At 60.8% G+C, this 20,489-nt stretch carries 15 protein-coding genes; 4 read left to right on the top strand and 11 right to left on the bottom strand.

The window, feature by feature from the left end; translation table 11 throughout:
• The 9 genes from ACYVIT_RS05305 to phnG all read right to left on the bottom strand — a co-directional run bounded on the left by ACYVIT_RS05305 (nt 1) and on the right by phnG (nt 8,142).
• Nucleotides 1–882, bottom strand: a complete 882-nt coding sequence (locus ACYVIT_RS05305; RefSeq protein WP_415808552.1) for a phosphoribosylaminoimidazolesuccinocarboxamide synthase — start codon at nt 880–882, stop codon at nt 1–3.
• A 92-nt stretch (nt 883–974) separates the two neighbouring features.
• Nucleotides 975–2,039, bottom strand: a complete 1,065-nt coding sequence (gene fba / locus ACYVIT_RS05300; RefSeq protein ID WP_415808530.1) for a class II fructose-bisphosphate aldolase — start codon at nt 2,037–2,039, stop codon at nt 975–977.
• Between the two features lie 154 nt (nt 2,040–2,193).
• On the bottom strand, nt 2,194–3,381 hold the full coding sequence (locus ACYVIT_RS05295) for an alpha-D-ribose 1-methylphosphonate 5-triphosphate diphosphatase (RefSeq protein ID WP_460478164.1): 1,188 nt from the start codon (nt 3,379–3,381) through the stop codon (nt 2,194–2,196).
• 3 nt (nt 3,382–3,384) lie between these two features.
• The gene (phnL, locus tag ACYVIT_RS05290) at nt 3,385–4,224 is read right to left on the bottom strand and encodes a phosphonate C-P lyase system protein PhnL (protein ID WP_415808529.1); all 840 of its coding nucleotides are present in this window, start codon (nt 4,222–4,224) and stop codon (nt 3,385–3,387) included.
• Nucleotides 4,225–4,230: 6 nt separating this feature from the next.
• Nucleotides 4,231–5,007 carry a phosphonate C-P lyase system protein PhnK gene (phnK, locus tag ACYVIT_RS05285; RefSeq protein WP_415808528.1) on the bottom strand — a complete coding sequence of 259 codons (777 nt, stop codon included), beginning with the start codon at nt 5,005–5,007 and terminating at the stop codon, nt 4,231–4,233.
• A complete protein-coding gene (locus tag ACYVIT_RS05280; RefSeq protein ID WP_415808527.1) occupies nt 5,004–5,906 on the bottom strand; it encodes an alpha-D-ribose 1-methylphosphonate 5-phosphate C-P-lyase PhnJ in 903 nt (300 codons plus the stop codon). The genes phnK and ACYVIT_RS05280 overlap by 4 nt, the downstream gene beginning before the upstream one ends.
• Nucleotides 5,903–7,033 (bottom strand): carbon-phosphorus lyase complex subunit, encoded by a 1,131-nt coding sequence (locus tag ACYVIT_RS05275; protein WP_415808526.1) that lies wholly within the window; start codon nt 7,031–7,033, stop codon nt 5,903–5,905. Before ACYVIT_RS05275 ends, ACYVIT_RS05280 begins: the two co-directional genes overlap by 4 nt.
• Nucleotide 7,034: 1 nt before the next feature.
• A complete protein-coding gene (phnH, locus tag ACYVIT_RS05270; protein WP_415808525.1) occupies nt 7,035–7,655 on the bottom strand; it encodes a phosphonate C-P lyase system protein PhnH in 621 nt (206 codons plus the stop codon).
• A gap of 1 nt (nt 7,656) precedes the next feature.
• Nucleotides 7,657–8,142 (bottom strand): phosphonate C-P lyase system protein PhnG, encoded by a 486-nt coding sequence (phnG, locus tag ACYVIT_RS05265; protein ID WP_415808524.1) that lies wholly within the window; start codon nt 8,140–8,142, stop codon nt 7,657–7,659.
• 251 nt (nt 8,143–8,393) lie between these two features.
• Here phnG and phnF point away from each other — a divergent pair, with 251 nt between their 5' ends.
• The 4 genes from phnF to phnN all read left to right on the top strand — a co-directional run bounded on the left by phnF (nt 8,394) and on the right by phnN (nt 11,946).
• Entirely contained in the window at nt 8,394–9,119 is a 726-nt protein-coding gene (gene phnF / locus ACYVIT_RS05260; protein ID WP_415808551.1) for a phosphonate metabolism transcriptional regulator PhnF, read from the top strand.
• 85 nt (nt 9,120–9,204) lie between these two features.
• Nucleotides 9,205–10,404: an alpha-D-ribose 1-methylphosphonate 5-triphosphate diphosphatase gene (locus ACYVIT_RS05255; RefSeq protein WP_415808523.1), complete on the top strand. Its 1,200-nt coding sequence runs from the start codon at nt 9,205–9,207 to the stop codon at nt 10,402–10,404.
• Between the two features lie 94 nt (nt 10,405–10,498).
• Nucleotides 10,499–11,245: a DUF1045 domain-containing protein gene (locus ACYVIT_RS05250; RefSeq protein ID WP_415808522.1), complete on the top strand. Its 747-nt coding sequence runs from the start codon at nt 10,499–10,501 to the stop codon at nt 11,243–11,245.
• Nucleotides 11,246–11,331: 86 nt separating this feature from the next.
• Complete coding sequence (phnN, locus tag ACYVIT_RS05245) at nt 11,332–11,946, top strand: phosphonate metabolism protein/1,5-bisphosphokinase (PRPP-forming) PhnN (protein WP_415808521.1); 615 nt, start codon at nt 11,332–11,334, stop codon at nt 11,944–11,946.
• Nucleotides 11,947–12,036: 90 nt separating this feature from the next.
• On the opposite strand, the gene ACYVIT_RS05240 is transcribed toward phnN, so the two are convergent.
• Entirely contained in the window at nt 12,037–19,311 is a 7,275-nt protein-coding gene (locus ACYVIT_RS05240) for an autotransporter-associated beta strand repeat-containing protein (RefSeq protein ID WP_415808520.1), read from the bottom strand.
• A 218-nt stretch (nt 19,312–19,529) separates the two neighbouring features.
• Nucleotides 19,530–20,324 carry a phosphonate ABC transporter, permease protein PhnE gene (gene phnE, locus ACYVIT_RS05235; RefSeq protein WP_415808519.1) on the bottom strand — a complete coding sequence of 265 codons (795 nt, stop codon included), beginning with the start codon at nt 20,322–20,324 and terminating at the stop codon, nt 19,530–19,532.
• Nucleotides 20,325–20,489 lie beyond the last annotated feature (165 nt).

The following is a 20,489-nucleotide window of genomic DNA, read 5'->3' as shown; positions in this document are numbered from 1 at the left end:
TTACGCCATCAAGCGATCCAGCGCCTCGCGGTATTTCGCGGCGGTTTTTTCCAGGACTTCTTGGGGCAGGCGCGGGGCCGGCGGGGTTTTGTCCCAGGTTTGGGTTTCCAGCCAGTCGCGCACAAATTGCTTGTCGAACGACGGGGGGCTGATGCCTTCGCGATAGCCGTCGGCGGGCCAGAAACGCGACGAATCAGGCGTCAGGACCTCGTCCATCAGGTACAGCTGGCCGTCATCGTCCAGGCCGAATTCGAATTTGGTGTCGGCAATGATGATGCCCTTGGTCGCCGCAAAAGCAGATGCCTCGGCGTACAGACGCAGCGTCACGTCACGAATACGCTCGGCCATTTCCTGGCCGACTTCGTTCACCACGTGGGCAAAATCGACGTTTTCGTCGTGCGTACCGAACTCGGCCTTGGCCGCCGGCGTGAAAATCGGCTCGGGCAGCTTGCTGGCCTGATTCAGGCCGGCCGGCAGCTTGATGCCGCATACGGCGCCAGTGGCCTGGTAGTCTTTCCAGCCCGATCCGATCAAATAGCCACGCGCTACCGCCTCGACCAGGATGGGTTTCAGACGCTTGACCACGACGGCGCGGCCACGCACCTGGTCCAGCTCGTCGGGCGCGACCACGTCCTCGGGTTTCACGCCCGTGGAATGGTTCGGCAGAATGTGCGCGAGCTTGCTCAGCCAAAATTCCGTCAGCTCGGTCAGGACCTGGCCTTTGCCGGGGATGGGGTCGTCGAGAATGACATCGAACGCGGAAATGCGGTCAGACGCGACGATCAACAATTTGTCGTCACCCACGGCGTACATGTCGCGGACCTTGCCGCGACCCAGTAGCGGCAGAGATTTGATGCTGGATTGGTGCAGAGCGGAAGTCACGGATCGGCCTATCGCAAAAGAAGCATAGATTACTGCAAATGCAGACGCCGCCCCGGTGGGCGGCGTCTACAACGGACAATAAGAAGCAGGCCTTATTGTACGACTTGCGTCAGCTTGCCCGAGGCGTACTGCTGGGCGATGTCGGTCAAGGGGATGGCCTTGATCTTGCTGGCGTTACCGGCGGTACCGAATTCGGTGTAGCGCTGGACGCAGATCGCCTTGGCAGCGGCACGGGCCGGCTTCAGGTATTCGCGCGGGTCGAATTTGCTGGGGTTTTCAGCAAAGAAACGACGGATCGCACCGGTCATGGCCAGACGGATGTCGGTGTCGATGTTGATCTTGCGCACGCCGTACTTGATGGCTTCCTGGATTTCCTCGACGGGCACGCCGTAGGTTTCCTTCATGTCGCCACCGAATTCGCGGATTTCGGCCAACAGGTCTTGCGGCACGCTGGAGCTGCCGTGCATCACCAGGTGGGTGTTCGGCAGGCGAGCGTGGATTTCCTTGATGCGGGAGATCGACAGGATGTCGCCGGTGGGCTTGCGGGTGAACTTGTATGCGCCGTGGCTGGTGCCGATGGCGATGGCCAGGGCGTCGAGCTGGGTCTTGCGCACGAAATCGGCGGCTTGCTCGGGATCGGTCAGCAACTGATCGCGGGTCATGGTGCCCTCGGCGCCGTGACCGTCTTCCTTGTCGCCCATCATGGTTTCGAGCGAGCCCAGGCAGCCCAGCTCGCCTTCGACGGTCACGCCCAGCTTGTGCGCGGCGTCGACGACGGTTTTGGTGACGTTGACGTTGTAGTCGTAGTCAGCGATGGTCTTGCCGTCTTCTTTCAAGGAGCCGTCCATCATGACGCTGGAGAATCCCAGGTCGATCGCGCCTTGGCAGATCTTGGGGGATTGGCCGTGATCCTGGTGCATGACCACAGGGATTTGGGGGTACGACTCGACCGCAGCCTGGATCAGGTATTTCAGGAAGCCCTCGCCCGCGTATTTCCGCGCGCCAGCCGAGGCCTGCATGATCACCGGGCTGTCGGTTTCGGCAGCGGCTTCCATGATGGCCTGGACTTGTTCCAGGTTATTGACGTTAAAAGCGGGAATGCCGTAACCGTGCTCAGCAGCGTGGTCGAGCAGCTGGCGCATGGAGACTAGGGCCATGAGGTGGTCCTCCTGAGTGATGAATGATAGGTTGGAGCCTTGCTGAATACCGGGATTTTAGCTGGGATTATGGCAAGCACTGTGTGACGCGTGTCACGGGAGGTGTCAGACCGCCCCAAACCTTTCAATTTGTTGCCGATTAGGCATCGTTTCCTCAGGCTGCGACCGCTTCACGCTCGTACCGGGGCGAGGTGACACGATAATGCGACGAGAATACCAGCCGCCCCGCAGACCAGGCATGTGTCACCATCGGTAAATCGCCCAGCAGCGTCACCGCCACCATATCCGCGCGCAGGCCCTCGACCAAGCGGCCGCGGTCGCTCAGTTTGCAGGCATCTGCCGGATTGGCAGTCACCAGGGCAATCGCCTGCGGCAAGGTCAGGTCAGTCTGTGCCGCGACCGCAAAGGCGGCGGCGATCAAGGTCGACGGCTGGTAATCGGAGCACAAACACCCTGCTACGCCCGCGCGCACCGCATCTATGGCCCGCATGGACCCGCTCTGGCTTTGGCCACGCAAGATATTGGGCGCCCCCAGAATCGTGGGCAGGCCGCAAGACACCGCCGCCGTGGCCGTGTCCAGGTTGATCGGGAACTCGCTCATCGACACGCCCAGATTGCGCATGGTCGCAATACGTTGCACCGAATCGTCATCATGGCTGGCCGTGGGGATACCGAGACGATGCGCCTGCGCCAGCAGGGTCTCGACACGATGCGCAGCGCCGTCTCGCGCCTGGAGCTTGGCGCGCGCCACTTCTTCGGCTTCGTCGCGGCTCATCGCGTGGTTGCCCATCATGTATTGCAGATAGGCCTCCAGGGTTTTGAACTGCCCCTGCCCTGGCGAATGGTCCATCACGGAAAGCAGGTCGACCGCGCCCTCCTCCAGCAGCGCCTGCAACACGGGCATGGCGGCGGCATCGGTGATTTCGTAACGGCAGTGCACCCGGTTGTCGACCAGGCTGTGCGTACGGAATGCCTGCACCGTGCGCGCCAGCCTGGACGCCGTCTCGTTATTGCGCACGCCCCATTCGCTATTGGAGAATGACAAGGCGTGGTATGGGGTCGTGATGCCTGCCGCCGCATTGCGGCGGTCCACCTGCGCCACCGCAAAATCCAGAGGGAACAGCACGCGCGAGCGAGGCTCGGCCTCTTTCTCGATGGCATCGCAATGTACATCGATCAACCCGGGCAGCAGGGTCTGGCCCTGCAAATCGACCACCTCGGCATCGCGCACGCCCTGAGGCTCGATGGCGGCGATGATGCCGTCTTTGATCAAAATGGCGCTGTCCGTCAGTACAGCGTCCGGCAATACGATGCGGGCATGGGTGAGATACTGGGCTGACATGGATTACTCCGAGGCGCCGACAGGCACGGCCGGCTGAATGGGCAAAATGCGCGTCGCGACTTCGTCGCGTACCGCTTCGTCGTGAAAGATGCCAATGAGACACCGGCCTGCGGCAACGGCTTCGCGGATCAGCGCCACAACGACGGCACGATTGTCCGCATCCAGTGAAGCGGTCGGCTCATCGAGCAGCAATACCGGGTGGCCGCCGATAAAACCACGTGCGATGTTCACGCGCTGCTGCTCTCCGCCGGAAAAGGTCGCGGGAGGCAAGCCCCACAAACGCTGCGGCACGTTCAAACGGTGCAACAATGCTGCCGCCTGCTCGCGAGCCGTCTCGACATCCTCACCACGCTCGCGCAGAGGCTCAGCCACGACGTCCAATGTGGGCACCCGTGGAATCACCCGCAAAAACTGGCTGACATAACCAATGATGTCGCGCCGCAGTTTCAGGATCTGCTGCTCGGGTGCACGAGTCAGTTCGACCCAGCGTTCGCCGTCGCGCATACGGATGCTGCCCTCGGTGGCCAGGTAATTGCCGTAGAGACAACGCAGCAACGTGCTTTTTCCCGTGCCAGATGGGCCGGATAACACCAGGCAGTCTCCAGGACCGGCATCGAAATCGACGTTTTGCAGGACCGGCAGACGCACGCCTCCCTGGTTATGCAGGGTGAACATTTTGCCCAGCCCGCGAACCTGGACGAGAGCCGTATCCGGCGAATCCGATTGTGTCCGCCAGCCCTCCTGTTCAGCGGTCTCCGAATTGCCTGCCAACGTTGCGGCTGAGGCATTCGACTCCGATTGCGCTACCGCTGATGCGGACGACAGTACATGTGATGTGTTCATAGTGAATCAGCTCTGCAAAATCGAGGACACCAGCAACTGCGTATACGGATGCTGCGGGTCATCCAGAATCTGGTCGGTCAGCCCGCTTTCGACGACACGGCCGCCCCGCATGACCAGCGTGCGATGCGCGAGCAAACGCGCCACTGCCAGATCGTGCGTCACGACAATCGCGGCAAGCTTCAGGTCAGCGACGAGTTGACGTAGCAAATCCAGCAATCGCGCCTGCACCGAAACGTCCAGCGACGCCGTCGGCTCGTCCATAAAGACCATGCGCGGATACGTAACCAGGTTGCGGGCAATCTGCAGGCGTTGCTGCATCCCGCCCGAAAATGCGGCGGGCGCATCATCCAATCGGCCGGCATCGATTTCCATCTTTTCCAGCCAGGCACCTGCCGTGCTGCGCAAGTCGCCGTAGTGGCGTTCGCCCACTGCCATCAGGCGCTCGGCAATATTGGCGCCTGCACTGACCTGCATGCGCAGGCCATCACGGGCGTTTTGACGAACAAACCCCCAGTCCGTGCGCGCGAGCAGTCGCAAATGCGCGGCAGACAGAGACGCCAGATCGACGAAGCCACGATTGCGCATGTCGTACCAGACACTGCCGGATTCGGGTTGCATCTGCCACGACACGGCTTGCAGCAAGGTGCTCTTGCCCGAGCCCGACTCGCCCACTACGCACAGCACCTCACCGGGGTGCAGGTCAAAACTGATATCGCGGCAACCATGCACGCCGTCCCAGGTGCATGTCATGTCACGTACGGAAAGCAAAGGTTGGGGATTCATACCGAGGCCTCCGCGTCTACAGTCAAGGCCGGTCCCTTGTGGCCGTTGGCCTGACGATCGGCACAATACTCAGTGTCTGAGCAAACGAAGCGCCGCGTGCCCTGATCATCCAGAATGATTTCATCCAGGTAGCTATGCGTGGAACCGCAGAGATCACAACACTGATCCCATTGCTCGACACGAAAGGGATGATCCTCAAAATCCAGGCTTTTCACGCGGGTATAAGGCGGCACCGCATAAACGCGTTTTTCACGGCCCGCGCCAAACAACATCAACGCCGGATTGTTATCGAGTTTGGGATTATCGAATTTCGGAATCGGCGAAGGACGCATCATGTAGCGGCCGTTGACGATTACGGGATAATCGTATGTCGTCGCGATATGCCCATGCTGCGCAATGTCTTCGTACAGCTTCACATGCATACCGCCATACTCCGCCAACGCATGCATGGTGCGTGTTTCGGTTTCGCTGGGCTCCAGCCAGCGCAGAGGCTCGGGGATCGGCACTTGATACACCATGATCTGACCTTCGCTCAACGGCGTCTCGGGAATACGGTGGCGCGTCTGCACGATAGTGGCCTCGCGCGTGGACTCGGTTGTACGCACGCCTGTCACGCGGCCGAAGAATCGGCGGATGTTGATCGCGTTGGTCGTGTCGTCAGAGCCCTGGTCAATGACTTTCAACACATCGTCCGTGCCGATGATGGCCGCAGTCACCTGAATACCGCCCGTGCCCCAGCCATACGGCAACGGCATCTCGCGGCTGCCAAATGGCACTTGGTAACCCGGAATGGCAACTGCTTTGAGCAAAGCCCGGCGCAGCATGCGCTTGGTGGATTCGTCCAGATACGCGAAGTTGTAATGGTCGTCGCGGGCGACCGTGGTGTTGACTGCGTTCATGATGAAACCGCCTCATCGGCCAGAACATGGGACATCTCGGCAGCCTGCGCCGTGGCCTGCTCGTCGCGCATGTGACGCAGCAACTCGAGATTGGCTTGAAAATCTACGTAATGCGGCAGTTTCAAGTGTTGAACGAAACCCGACGCCTCGACGTTATCGCTGTGATACAGCACAAATTCGTGATCGTTGGCAGGCGCAGTAGCGGCCTCGCCGAGTTCTTCGGCCTTGAGTGCGCGATCGACCAAGGCCATCGACATCGCTTTGCGTTCGCCATAGCCAAAGGTCAACCCATACCCACGGGTGAATTTGGGCGCCTCCTGGGCATTGCCGCTGAACTGGCTGACCATCTGGCATTCGGTCAATTCGATTTCGCCTATCGTGACGGCGAATCCCAGTTCTTCGATGAACATGTCGACTTCCAGCGACCCGTAGCGGATCTCGGCGGCAAAGGGATGCGTATTGCCGTAACCGCGTTGCGTGGAATACCCCATCGACAACAGGAACCCCTCATCCGCGCGAGCCAGATTCTGCAAACGCGCATCGCGGCCAGCGGGGAAACTCAAGGGCTGCCGCGTCAAATCGAACGGCGCCGGATCACCGGACGGAACAGGCTCTTGATCAATCAGATCGTCGTGCTGCAGCAGATCCGTCACACGCGGCATGGAGGCCGCGACAGGCTGTGCCGCGGGAAGCAAGGGCTCATCACGCGCATCGTCACCGTCTGCTTCCAAGGAAAAATCCAGCAACCGTTGGGTGTAGTCATAAGTGGGCCCGAGAATCTGCCCGCCTGGCACATCCTTGAACGTGGAGGATATCCGCCGCGATAAACGCATGCGTGCGGTATCTGCCGGCTGCGTATAACCAAAGCGCGGCAACGTAGTGCGATAGGCTCTGAGCAGAAATACGGCCTCGAGCACATCGCCGGCGGCCTGCTTGATCGCCAACGCGGCCAAGTGTGGATCGTAAAGCGCACCTTCGGCCATCACCCGCGACACGGCCAGAGGCATCTGCTCGCGGATCTGCGCCAGACTCAGTTCGGGAATACTCGTATCGCCTCGCCGATAGGCATCGAGCATGCGATAGGAATTCAGGATGGCGCGTTCGCCTCCTTTGACAGCGACGTACATGTCAGCCCTCCGCTATTACAGTACGAGGCAGGCCACACAACTGGCTGCCCCGAATCAAAAATGCATCCACGCCCAACGGGAACAACTGGTGATTGGCCCGCCATTGCATCCAGAAATCTGTCGGCAAACCGGTCACCGCCAATGTCCGCTGACCCGCAATACCGGGACCGCTCAACACGACCGAGGCCGCGCCCGGATCATGGCTCAGCGACTCGACCTCGAACAGCAACGTCGTAGACGCATCGGGATAAGCAGGGTCACCGGGATCGCATTGCGCCAGGCTGGGGGCCATGTGACCCGCAGGCACCACGGCGAAACGCGCCTGCATCGGCTCGTTCACCAGCGGACATCCACAATGAAACCGCAAATAGTGGCGTACAGCTTCATCTGTCTCGGCCGGCAGCCATACAGGAGTGTCCACATCGGCCAGCGCCAGCAACATGGCCGTCATCCCCAGCGATAGCCCAGGCGGCACGCCGCATTCGACGGCAATATCGTGAATGCTGCCGGGATGAGCCAGAGCCTGCAGGGCCGCACGGAATGTCTGCTGCGACTGCATCACCGTATCGGCGAAGCCGGCCGCAGGCGGCGCGCTCGGTACAGGAGTCGGTATCGTCAACATGTCAGTCTTCCCCCCGCACCATCGTGAAGAACTCCACTTGCGTTTGCGCGGCGACACGCGCGCGATGCTGCGCGCGCTCATGATGCGCCTGGGCCAACGGCGCAATCACCTGCGACTGGATGCGATCATGCCAATCGTCTCGCTGCAGCAAGGCATCCAGAATCGCTGCCTGCTCGGCATGCTGGCGTTCGCGTCCCTGGACATACGCCACGCCCATGATGCCGCCCTCGAGCGTGACGGCACAGCGCGTGATGCTCATTTCACCCAGATTGAATTGCGCGCCAGTGCCGCCACTGCGCGCACGGACCATCGCCATGCCGCGCTCCGGTGCCCGTAGTGCTCGGTGCGCAGGCAACGGCCCCAGTGTTTTGACGGCCTGGTCCAACGCGGCGGGCTCAGCCAGCGCCAGGACCCGCATCCAGGCAGCGCGGCTGCCAGCCGCGTCGGGCGGCGAAGAAGTCGTAGAAGATTGAGTCAATGCAGACATAGGTAGGGTTTCCAGTGAGAGCAGACGGGTCGAGATAACGAATAGAAAAGGCGAAATGGCGTGCGCTTGTTATCTATACGTCTAGACGACTGGATGAAATATAATCTGGAACAGCGCTCAGTAAAACACCGGCGCGTGAATTTTTTATGACACGCGGCCCCGATGCGACGCTGGCATTACATCGGCTCGCGGCTGATGCACAATCATGGCCGTGCAACATGAAGCTGCCATTACGGGAACGGATTTTTAATATGGTCGAACGAGGCTCTGGCGTCGCTGTCTGGCGACAAATCGGCGAACTGCTGGCGGAAGACATCCGCAAAAAACTCTATGCTCCGGGTGAGCGCCTGCCGACCGAGCCAGAGCTGGCCGCCAAATTTTCGGTCAACCGCCATACCATCCGACGCGCCATGAGCGAATTGGAGCAAGGCGGATTAGTGCGCATTGAACAAGGCCGCGGGACCTTTGTGCAAGAGCATGCGATCGACTATGCCATCGGCCGCCGTACGCGTTTTTCCGAGAACCTGTTGAATCAAGGCGTGCTCGGCCATATCGAGGTCATAGGCTGCCAGAGCCTGCGCGCCGCGGACATCGCCCGGCACCTGGAACTGGCGCGCACCGCCCCGCTGCTGCGCGTGCAATCGCTGGGTAAAGCCGAAAATCGTTGTATTGACGTCTCGGACCACTACATCGACGAAAACCGTTTCCCCGATTTTGCCGATCGGCTGCGCACGCTGCGATCCATCTCGCGCGCGTACGCCCATTACGGGGTGACCGATTACACACGCAAATGGTCGCGCATTACCGCGATACTGCCGTCTGCCGAGGTCGCGCGGCTGCTGAGCCAGCCCAAAACCCGCCCGATCCTGCAAGTCGAATCGTTGAATGTGGACAGCGACGGCACGCCATTGCAGTACAGCCTCACACGTTTTGGCGGCGACTCGGTGCAACTGGTCATCGCCAACGACACGGCTTGAACCTCGTCCGCCAAATACCACGATCATCGCCCACAAAAATTCATCTAGACATCCAGTTGTCATAGTCGCTCGATAAGGTATGAGCATGAACTCGATACCCACCTCTTGCGCAGCGCTGACGGGCATTTCCGGACAGCGTTTACTGACACCCGCCGGCTTGGCCCGTGGCCGACTCACTTTTCACGACGGCCGTATCGCTGACACGAGCGGCTCGCCCGCCACGGGCGCGTCGTGGCTGGATGCCGGCAATTTATTGGTTTTGCCCGGCATCATCGATCTGCACGGCGATGCTTTTGAGCGCGCCATCATGCCCCGGCCCGGCGTGACTTTTCCTTATGATGCTGCGCTCCACGACGTAGACCGGCAATTGCTGGCCAACGGTATCACGACCGAGTTTCATGGTGTCACCCTGTCGTGGGAAGGCGGTTTGCGCGGCGAAACTTATGCCGAGCGGATGTTTGAATCGTTGGAACGCATGCAGGCCGCGATGGGGGCTCGGCACCACGTGCACTTGCGTTTTGAGACGCATCATATTGGTGGCGTCGAGATCGCGCAGCAATGGATACGTGCCGGCCTCGTCCAGTTTCTGGCGCTCAATGATCACCTGCCCGGCATGGCGCGCCGTCTGGGAGATGATCGCAAGCTTCTGCAATATGCCGACCGCGCGGAGTGCGACCTGGATACGTTTCAGGCGCGTATTCGCCAGGCACTGTCGTGCGCCAATGAGGTGGCCGACGCGATGCGCGATCTGACGCAGTGCGCGCGCTCGGCGGGCTTGAGTGTGGCCTCTCATGATGACCCCGACCCGACCACTCGTCGCTATTACCATCAACTGGGTTGCCGCGTCGCTGAGTTCCCGCTCACAACCGATGTCGCACGCCTGGCGCGTGACCTGGGTGATGCCACGGTATTCGGCGCGCCCAACGTCGTGCGTGGCCGCAGCCATACCAACGCGCCCAATGCCACCGAGATGATCCGCGCTGGCCTGTGCGACATTCTCACGTCTGACTACTACTACCCCGCGCCCTTGACCGCAGCGCTGCGTCTGGTTGAACAGAACATTCTTCCGCTGGAAAAAGCCTGGGACCTCGTCTCCGCCAACCCAGCCCGCGCGGCGGGACTGACTGATCGAGGATCGCTGGCGGCGGGACAAGCGGCCGACGCCATCATCGTGGATGACAGCGTACCGGGCCTGCCCCGCGTCTGCGCGGCGATTGTCGGCGGCGTGTTGCGTTATGCGGCACGTCGCTTTGACTCGACCGAGGCTGAGCGCCTCGCGGCGTAAATAAGATCAGCCATGCAAAGGCAATACTTGTAAATCAGGTTCATTCGATGCACGTAGACAACCGGCGCTTCACCATTCGAACACGAACATAGTCATGAGCCCTGCTTATCGTTATGCCTTATATCTGGCCCCAGTGGGCGCGTGGCGCGATTTAGGTCGTCGTTGGCTCGGTCGTTGCGAAGACACCGGCGCACTCCTGCCTCGCGTGCAGAGCGCCGATCCGCGCGTGGATGAATGGACCCGCGCGCCACGCCGCTATGGGCTGCACGCTACGCTAAAGGCTCCGTTTCGATTGCGCGATGGGCAAAACGCTGCCGCGTTGGACCAGGCGGTGCGCGCATTCGCTGCAAAACAAACGCCTTTCGGCATCCCGTTGCGACGCGAATCCCTGCGCGGTTTTCTGGCCTGGTGCATCGACGATAAACATGCCCTATCCCGAATGAACGCGCTGGCCAGTGCCGCCGTTGCCGACCTCGATGCGTTTCGTGCACCGCCCGAGCCTGCCGATCTGGCACGCCGCCAACCGCAACGCCTCAGCCCCGCACAACGCGAGATGCTCGATCGCTGGGGCTATCCCTATGCATTCGATACGTTTACCTTTCACATCACGTTGACGGGGCAATTGGACGACACGGCAATGCGTGAAGCGCAAGCCCAGCTCGATGTTCTGGAAAATGCTGCCTTGCGATGCCCTATGCCCGTCAATGCTGTCAGCCTCTACGTAGAGCCCGAACGGGGCGCAGACTTTGTGGTGGCGCGCCACTACGGTTTTGATGGCACAACGCGTGACGGGGCTGGCGCACCGCTCCTCGAGACGCAGGTTGATGCTCAGTACGCGTGAGTGCGACGACTCTGCCACAGCGCATCCGCACCTGCTCACCCACAGGCACGAAATGCGTACTCCGCCCCTAGCCAACACGAACAAGCATGGACCCTATCTTCATCGCACCAGCGGCCGCACCCTCAGTCACCAAGGAGGCACAGCGCGGACAACGGCTGCTTTACCTCATGGGCGCTTCCGGCAGCGGAAAAGACACGTTGCTGCGCCATCTGCGCACCACACTGCAACCTGACGAGCCTGTACTGGTCGCGCACCGTTATATCACTCGGCCCAGCAGTGCGGACGAATCCTCGGTCGCATTGAGCAACGCCGAGTTCCAACGCCGCATCGATCTGGGTTGTTTCGCACTGCACTGGCATAGCCATGGTTTGCATTACGGGATCGGCATCGAGATCGATACGTGGTTGGCGGGTAACGCCGTCGTCATCATCAACGGTTCGCGCGCGCATCTGGCCTTGGCTCACGCGCGCTATCCCCATCTGACAGCCATCGAGGTCACGACCCATCCCGACGTCTTGGCCGCGCGTCTGCGCCAACGTGGCCGCGAAACGCTGGCGCAGATCCAGGCGCGCCTGGAAAAAGCGGTGCAGCCCTACCCCATCCCGGCCACCTGCTCCGTCAGCTCGCTGCCCAACAATACCGCGCCGGAAGACGCCGCCAGGCAATTACTGAAAATCGCGCGCAGTCTGCTGCCGGCCTGAGACTGCATCAGTACGCCGATGCGAGACGCACTGGCGAAAAAAACCCGCATGTCGAATGACATGCGGGCCACGACAGCCAACCCTATCGGATCAATATCGCATCCGCAGACCGACGGTACCGCTATAGCTGTAGCTTTCGCCGAAATTTTCCAAGCTGGTCTTGGCCATCACTTCTCCATACACAGCATACTTGTCGTCGGCCCAACTATACGTGGCGCCTGCCCCGAGCCCCGCAGCGGCTCGATCATCGGAACTGGCGATCCGGCCACCTGCCACCCGGACGGCCGTACCGTCGAGCATTTCGTAGTACAGGTTGGCAATGCCGTAGACGCTGCGTCGATGGACGACCTTGCCCATCGCGTCTCGCACCACATCCTGATGATCTGCCGCCACGCCTACACGTCCCAGCAAGCTGTCGCCGCTCTCCAGCGAAACCCGCGCACCGTAGGGATCGGTAAAGCTGTCGAAGTCTACCGACGAATACTGCAATTGCGCTTGCGGCGTCACGCCCCATCCGTTGCCGAACCCAATACGTTTGCCGGTCTCCACGCCCAACGCGTAGCCAAAGCCGTCGTTATCCTTGGCCAGGCCGCGGCCCAAGGTGCGGGATGACAAGGTGCTGCTGAACCAGCTCAGTTTCGCCTGACCGTCCACGTAAACGCCGTTGTCATCGTACCACGTGAGCGACGTGCCTAAACTGTAGGCATCGGCGTTGATCCGGCCCTTGCCGTAGAACGAATCGACACTGGACGACGCATTGCCATACTGCGCATTGACGCCACCGACCAGACGTCCACCCTGGCTCTCGGCCAAGGAGTGATCCACGCCCACCTGAATTTTGTACTGGTCGGTGTGGGTAGTGATACCGGTAGCGGAGTGTTTGGGCTCGAAGCGGCTGTTCACGCCCTCCACGCGTGCCCACGCACCGTCTACGGGACCAGACCGCGTGTACTGGCCTGCAGCCTCGGACGGCGTCGTACTGTCACCCGAATGCCCATACTGATTGCCCACGCGCTCCTGCAGAGTCGGCAAGCCATTCAGGCCGAGTAGCACGGACGGATATGCCTCGTAGACGGGCACACCGGGCTGATACAGCGGGCCCGATGAGGGGGGTTGCGGATTGTTGCCGCCCCCGGAGGGCAGCAGTGACGAGCGCAGGTACCAGTCGCCATCATCAGGCGTGCTTATCCCGTCTTTCTGCAAGGTGTAGGCATACGCGCCGGCAACGACGGCTTGCTGCCCCTGTATGACGTAGTCTCCCGTCAGCGAGAAATCGCCAGCGGAGTTTCCGCCTACATCGATCAGCTTGATACCCTCGACCGTCTGCGCACCGACGCCGCCGTCATTGATTACACGCACGTTGGTGGTGCCCGAGGTGTCGCCGGTGATCACCAATCTATCCGTTGGCGAGTTGTCACCACCCAACGCCGCTTCCATCTCCAGCGTGCCGCCAGCGCCCACGTAGTTCCCTGCAATCGTCAAGGTGCCGATCGAATTGCCTGGGGCCACCGTGCCGTTGTTGGTCGTGTCGCACACCGTGCCGGTCCCTTGCAGCCGTCCGTCCGCGCCGACGTTCATGCCGCCACAAAGGCTGCCGTTGACCGCCAGCGTGCCGCGCTCGATGATGGTCGTGCCCGTGAATCCAGAGCTGTTTGCCGTCAGTGTGGTCTGGCCTGAACCGATGTGCCGGATTTGCCCCGAACCAGCGATCAAGCCGTCAAACCGCTGCGTATCTGAACGATTGAAAGCCAGCGCCGCGCGATCGGCAATGTCGACATTCCCCAGAATGCTGCCAGTGGTGCCGCCATCGCCCAGCTGCAACGTGCCATGCGTGATGCTCGTCCCTCCACTGTAGGTATTCCCGCCCGTCAGAATGGTCGTGCCGCTTCCGCGCTGGATGACCGACCCGGCGCCAGTAATCGCGCCATTGAACGTCGCGTTATTGGACCGGTTAAAGGCAAGCGCCCCATCCTCGGCAGTCGTCACTTTGCCGGTGAGGCTGCCGCGCTCACCACCGTCGCCGAGTTGCAAGACGCCCTTGGAAATGTAGGTGCCGCCGCTATAGGTGTTCTCGCCTGTGAGCGTCGTCGTGCCGCTGCCCTGCTGTGTCACCGATCCCGCACCGCTGATCGTGCCGCCCAGCACAAACGCGTCATCGGAACGATTGAAAACCAGTCTGGCATCGTGGGCGGTCGCTACGTTGCCCGTAATGCTGCCGGCCGCGCCGCCATCGCCCAGCTGCAGCGTGCCTCCTCGTATCGTGGTGTTGCCGGCATAAGTATTGGTGCCAGTCAGCACCAATGTGCCGCGATCGGTTTTCGTCAAGCCGCCCGTTCCGGTCAGCGCCGACGCGATCGTGGCCGTCACGTCTGCGCCCTGAATACCGCCTGCCCCGGTACGTATGATCGTCTCCTGGTGCGCCAGCCCGATCGGACCGCCCTGGATTTGATACCCGTCGTTGGCGAACTGCATGCCGGAAACCGAAACGCCGTCGTTGTTCACCGTCACCGTGCCGGCTTGGCCTTGGAACACTGCGAAATTGCCGTTGATCCACTGACCGTTCTCGCTGCCGTCCCCGTTGGTCCACGCCGAGTTGCCGGTGCTCCACGTACCATTGCCACCATCTACGACGTTGTTGTCTTGATTCGCCGGATCTGCGCCATCCCAAAAATGCAGCGTAACCCCTGTCGTGTTGATCAGATTCACTTCATTGGCCTGAGCCGTTTGCACAGTGAGGCCGGCGGGATCTATCCCAGCCGGAACGGTGCCGATGTCCAGGCCGTGGTAGACCATGGTTCCGTAATTGAACAATCGATAGATACCGGGGCCGAAGCCGCCCAGATCGGAAATATTCAGTTGGCCGTTCAGTTCCAGATGGCCTTTTACATCGAATAGCCCCGCGCTCTCGGGCGCGCCGAGCTCGACGTTAATCATCGCACGACCGCCAAACAACAGGCTGTCCTCGAATGTCAGTACCTGGCCTTGCCGCCCCAACAGAATGCCGTCTCCGGAGAAGACCGCCGCGCGTATGACCCCCGTGCCGCCTAGCGTGGCGCCCGCGTCGACCGTGATCACGCCGTGTGTGCCATTGGCCATCAGCGTGCCCGCTAGAACGCCTATGGGCTGGCCGTAGCCGCTATTCCCGTTCAGCGTGAGGACGCCAGCGCCGGCCTTGGTCAGCAGACCGCTGCCGGACAGCGTGCCGTTAAGCGTCAGAGCATGAGCGGTATTGAACGTACCGCCACCCGGTGCGAGCATCACGTCGCGCGCCATCGTAAAACTGGCTGTATTGACGAAGGTCCCGTTGTTCAATGTCAGCGTGCCGGCAGGCGCACCCAGATTATCGTCTGCGCCAACGGCCAGCGTGCCCGCATTGACGGTCGTACCGCCGCTATAGGTGTTTGCGCCCGACAGAGTCGTGATACCGGTGCCCTGCAAGACCACCGAGCCCGCGCCGCTGATTTCACCATCAAAAGCGACGTTATCGGAACGGTTGAACATCAGTACGCCATTATTGACGACATTGCCCGCGATGCTGCCCGTCGCCCCACCTGTGCCGAGTTGCAGCGTGCCGCTCGAAATCGTCGTGCCGCCGCTATAGGTGTTTGCGCCTCCAAGTGTAAGCGTGCCTGCCCCGCTTTTGGTCAGTGCGCCGGCGCCTTTAATCGCCTGCGTCACCGTGCTGATGGTGCCCTCCTCGGTCGCAATCGTACCGTTGCGTGCGGTAATGCTGACAGCGCGATTCGGCGATAGCGTGATCCCGCTGTTGAACTGGAGCGTGCCGCCGTCCAGGGTAAGCGCTCCTCGGTCGTCGCCCAGCGCGCTGTCGGTGTTTTCTGCGTCTATGCTGATCGCGATCGCGCCATTGGAAATGGTCGTACCGCCGAGATAGCTATTGCCGCCCGTCAGGGTTGTAGTGCCGCTTCCCAGCTGCGCCACCGAGCCGCTGCCGCTGATGACACCGTCGAACGTGACATTATCGGAACGGTTGAAAGCCAACACGCCGTTATTGGTCACGTCGCCTGCAATGGCGTCCGTTGCACCGCCATTGCCCAGTTGCAGCGTGCCGCTCGAGATGGTCGTTCCACCGACATAGGTATTGTTGCCCGTCAGCACCAAGGTGCCTAAGTCAGTTTTGGTCAAGGTGCCGGATCCTGACAACGCGGAATCTATGATAGCTGTGAAGGTGGCCCCTTGAGCGCTGCCATCCCCGACGCGGATAGTGGCCGGCGCACCGTCAATGTTGATCGCCCCGCCCTGGATACGATAGCCGTCAGTTGCAAACTGCATACCCGACACCCCGATACCGCTATTGCTGTCGACCGTGACGGTGCCGGGTTCGCCTTGGAATATCGCGAATTGGCCGTTTACCCAAGATCCGTTAACGACGCCATCCGCCGCGGTCCAGTTCAGATTCGAACTATTCCACGTCCCGTCACCGCCATCGACCGCGCCGTTGTTCTTGTTAGAGTCCGCTGCGCCATCCCAGAAGTTGAGCGTCACCCCGGTGTCGTTGATCAAATTGACTTGGTTAGCCACGGCTGTCTGCACTTGAATCTTTGCGGCATCCGCGCCGGTAGGAACTGTGCTGACGGTCAATACGTTGTCGGTCAACGCACCGTCGTAGTTCATCAGCCGATAAACGCCCGCGCCGAAACCACCGAGATCAGAAACGTTCAACTGGCCGTCGAGCACGAGGTCCCCCTTTACCTCGAACAGACCGGCAGCCTCGGGCGCACCCAGGGCGACATTAATAAAGGCGCCATCATCAAGCGTAAGATCGCTGCCGAACGTCAACACTTGTCCCTGGTGTCCGAGCAGCGTGCCATTCGAGTTAATGGTGACCGCACCCAGCACCGTCCCCACACCGCCCAGCGAGCCGCCAGAGGCGACGGTGGCCGTTCCACCCAGCGTGCTGTTGACCATCAGCGTTCCCGCCTGTACTTGTGTGTCGCCGCTGTAGTCGTTATTGCCGGCCAAGGTGAGAACGCCAGCGCCGGCTTTGGTCAATGGACCGCTGCCGGAAAGCGAGCCGGTATGGACGAGCGCCGCAGCGGTGTTGAACGTACCGCCTCCGGCCGACAGGGTGACGTCGCGCGCTGTCGTAAAGCCGGCTGTATTCAATAACGTCCCGCGGTCGAATGTCAGCCCGCCCGACGCCGCGCCGAGATTGTAATCGGCCGTGACGCTCAGTGTGCCGACATTGATCGCCGTTCCGCCGGTATAGGTATTGGCGCCGGTCAGGGTAGCGGTACCGCTGCCCTGCTGGACCAACATACCGTCGCCGCTGATCACGCCATCAAACTGGAATGCATCATCGGATCGATTGAGAGCAAGCACACTGCCGGCGCTGATGTCCACGTAGCCTTTGATATGCCCCGTCGCGTTGCCGTTGCCCACCTGCAGTACGCCGCCGGTAATTGTGGTGCCCTTATATTGGTTATCGCCGGCAAGGATAAGCGCACCCGCACCGCTTTTCGTGAGCGTGCCCGCGCCCGTGATCGCCTGCCCCACAGTGCTGGTCGTGCCCGCCGCTGTCGAAATCGTACCGTTGCGCGTGGTGATGCTGATCGCGCGAGTCGGCGACAGATCGATACTGCTGTTTAGCGCGAGCGCGCCGCCGTCCAACGTGAGCGCTCCCCCGGCGTCGCCCAGCGCGCTGTCTGCGCTGATGGCAATCGCACCGTTCGAGATGATCGTACCGCCGCGATAGCTATTGTTGCCGGTCAGCGTCGTGGTACCACCGCCCAGTTGCGTCACCGAGCCGCTGCCGCTGATGGCGCCGTCAAACGTGACGGCACTGGATCGGTTGAAGACCAGCTTGCTGTTATTGGTCACGTCGCCGGCAATGCCACCCGCCGCCTCGGTGCCGTCGCCCAGCTGAAGCGTGCCGTCGGAGATGAGCGTTCCGCCAGTATAGGAATTCGTATTCGTCAGAATTGTCGTGCCGGTACCCTGTTGAGTCACAGAGCCTTCACCGCTGATCACACGATAATAAGTAACCGTATCGGATCGGTTGAAAGCGAGCTCCCCGCCTGCTTGGACGTGGACGCCGCCCTGGATGTCACCCGTATTTCCGCCGTCGCCGAGTTGCAGCGTGCCGCCAGCGATCGTTGTGCCCCCCATATAGGTGCTATTGCCGGTAAGCGTCAGCGTGCCTGCGCCGCTTTTAGTCAACGCGCCACCACCGCCGATGCCTTGACCGATCGTGCTGGTTACGCCGGCCACTGTTTCAATCGTGCCGGTGTTCGCGGTAACGTTGATCGCACGGCTTGGCGACAAGTCGACACTGCTGGTTAATTGCAGGGTGCCACCGTCTAGCGTGAGAGCGCCGTTGTTAGCGCCCAGCGCGCTATCTTTATTGACGGCAAGCGTGCCGCCTGAGACCGTCGTGCCGCCGGTATGGGTGTTGTCCCCCGTCAGCGTGAGCGTGCCGGCCCCGGTTTTGGTCACCGATCCGGCGCCGCTCACCGTGCCTGAATAGGTGGCGTCGTCTGGCTGCGCAAAGACCATTTTGCCGCCAGTAGCGCCATCGTCGGCGACCATAGCAATGTCACCCAACAGGCCTTGTGCGCTTGTTTCGAAGGTGGCGTCTGCGATGATTTGCACCGAGCCGATGGCTTTGCTGTCCCCCGTCAGCACCAGCGTGCCAGGACCCACCTGGATCGATATCAGAGAGCCATCATCATTCTCGGCGATGTTTCCGGACATCGTCCACGTGCCTGGTCCCTTGGCGAAGAGCGTTTGAAAATTCTTGACGTTGCTCGTCAAGGTGTCTTGGGAGTTGATATCCGAGCCTAGAAACAACTGATTGTTGCCCTGGCCTCCGTCTATATCGCCGGTGATTTTCGAGCCCGGATCGAGATCGAGATTGTCGTTGCCCCCTGCGAAGATCACGCTGCCATTGATGACCCCAGTGAAATTGTTATTGAACTCCACGTCGATATCGTGCGCGCTGCCGATAACGCTTCCGAGAGAGCCATCGCTGTTGATAACGCCCGTCGTTATGGTGCCGTTATTGTTGATTACGTTCTTTGTCGAGCCTGACCCAGTATCAAACCAGATCGCCGGCATCTGATCGCTGGAGAGCGTGCCGCTATTGGTGATGGTATTACCACCGCCGATCACGTTGACCGCTTTTGTCTGCTGCCCCGTCACCGAAACACTCGCCCCGGTCGCGATGCTCAAGTTGCCGCCGGCCCCGACCTGGACCGTCGTCGTCGTGGTGCCGGTGCAATTTACATCATTTCCATTCACGTCACAGTTGGCATTCGCCTGCCGGCTGAACATGCCACTGGCCAAAGCCACACCGATCAATACAGCAAGCGGCCGCATACGCAGGCCAGCGGGGAACTTAGCACCCATTATGTCGTCTCCAGTTGCACAGTACGGCACGGGAGATCCGTTCTCCGTTCCGTGAGCATAGGTAACAATGGGGTGAGCTGTAGTTCCGTCCTATTTACAAAAACATATCCCGCTGGGATGCGCACAGGGCGGACGCCAGCGGGATACGGGTATTTTGACCAATTCCTTTATTGACAAGGATCGGCTTTAACGCGTAGGGGGCGTGCCCCCCACTCGAACTAAATCAACGCCTTGCGGATACGCGCCGACAGCAGATCGATCACCACGACAAAGGCCACGATGATGATCATCACCGCGCAGGTTTCGGCATATTGAAAACTGCGGATGATTTCCCACAATACCGTGCCGATGCCGCCTGCACCAACGATACCGACCACCGAAGCCGAACGCACATTCGACTCAAAGCGGTATAACGCAAATGAAATCCACAGCGGCAAGACCTGGGGGATGACGCCGTAGACAACTTCTTCGACCGCATTGGCGCCCGTCGCGCGCACGCCTTCCACAGGACGCGGATCAATAGCCTCCACGGCTTCTGCAAACAGCTTTGCCAACACGCCCGTCGTATGCACCCACAACGCCAGCACCCCGGCGAAAGGCCCCAGTCCCACCGCCACGATGAACAGCATGGCGAACACCATTTCGTTGATCGCGCGGCAAGCATCCATCAAGCGTCGCATAGGCTGATAAACCCAGGCCGGCACAATATTCGCCGAACACAGCAGACCGAGCGGCACCGCGACCACGATGGCGAGAAAAGTCCCCCACAAGGCGATTTGCACCGTGACCAGCATCTCGCTCAAATACATGCGCCAATCGCGGAAATTCGGCGGAAAGAAATCCGCGGCATAGGCCGCCATATTGCTGGATTGCGTCACCAGGTCCATCGGACGCATGTCCGCGCCGCGCCATGACAGCATCAATAGCGCCAACACCACCGCCCACACCAACAAACTGGGCAAAGAAGACCGCGCGGCAGCGCGATGACGGGCAGAGGACAAGACAGCGCTCATAAGAAGAATATCCGGTAAAAAATCCGTACACGAGAAAATCGAGTCAATCGACTCTTATAGGCAGGTTCGCCTCAACATCTATTCGCGAAGTCCGCGAAGCAGGCACATCGTCCACCTGCGCAATGCCATCAGACCGCATCGCCATACTTCTTCGCGCGCACCGTG

Source organism: Bordetella muralis (assembly GCF_054781015.1).
The sequence above is the reverse complement of the archived record's forward strand: the minus strand, read 5'-3'. Positions and strand labels throughout refer to the sequence as shown.

Bases quoted from the DNA above. Each gene is read 5' to 3' on its own strand.
- ACYVIT_RS05280 (WP_415808527.1), bottom strand. From the start codon at position 5,906: ATGAACGCAGTCAACACCACGGTCGCCCGCGACGACCATTACAACTTC.
- ACYVIT_RS05295 (WP_460478164.1), bottom strand. From the start codon at position 3,381: ATGTCAGCCCAGTATCTCACCCATGCCCGCATCGTATTGCCGGACGCT.
- ACYVIT_RS05255 (WP_415808523.1), top strand. From the start codon at position 9,205: ATGAACTCGATACCCACCTCTTGCGCAGCGCTGACGGGCATTTCCGGA.
- phnG (WP_415808524.1), bottom strand. From the start codon at position 8,142: ATGTCTGCATTGACTCAATCTTCTACGACTTCTTCGCCGCCCGACGCG.
- ACYVIT_RS05275 (WP_415808526.1), bottom strand. From the start codon at position 7,033: ATGTACGTCGCTGTCAAAGGAGGCGAACGCGCCATCCTGAATTCCTAT.
- ACYVIT_RS05240 (WP_415808520.1), bottom strand. From the start codon at position 19,311: ATGGGTGCTAAGTTCCCCGCTGGCCTGCGTATGCGGCCGCTTGCTGTA.
- phnF (WP_415808551.1), top strand. From the start codon at position 8,394: ATGGTCGAACGAGGCTCTGGCGTCGCTGTCTGGCGACAAATCGGCGAA.
- phnK (WP_415808528.1), bottom strand. From the start codon at position 5,007: ATGAATCCCCAACCTTTGCTTTCCGTACGTGACATGACATGCACCTGG.
- phnN (WP_415808521.1), top strand. From the start codon at position 11,332: ATGGACCCTATCTTCATCGCACCAGCGGCCGCACCCTCAGTCACCAAG.
- ACYVIT_RS05250 (WP_415808522.1), top strand. From the start codon at position 10,499: ATGAGCCCTGCTTATCGTTATGCCTTATATCTGGCCCCAGTGGGCGCG.
- phnE (WP_415808519.1), bottom strand. From the start codon at position 20,324: ATGAGCGCTGTCTTGTCCTCTGCCCGTCATCGCGCTGCCGCGCGGTCT.
- phnH (WP_415808525.1), bottom strand. From the start codon at position 7,655: ATGTTGACGATACCGACTCCTGTACCGAGCGCGCCGCCTGCGGCCGGC.
- phnL (WP_415808529.1), bottom strand. From the start codon at position 4,224: ATGAACACATCACATGTACTGTCGTCCGCATCAGCGGTAGCGCAATCG.
- fba (WP_415808530.1), bottom strand. From the start codon at position 2,039: ATGGCCCTAGTCTCCATGCGCCAGCTGCTCGACCACGCTGCTGAGCAC.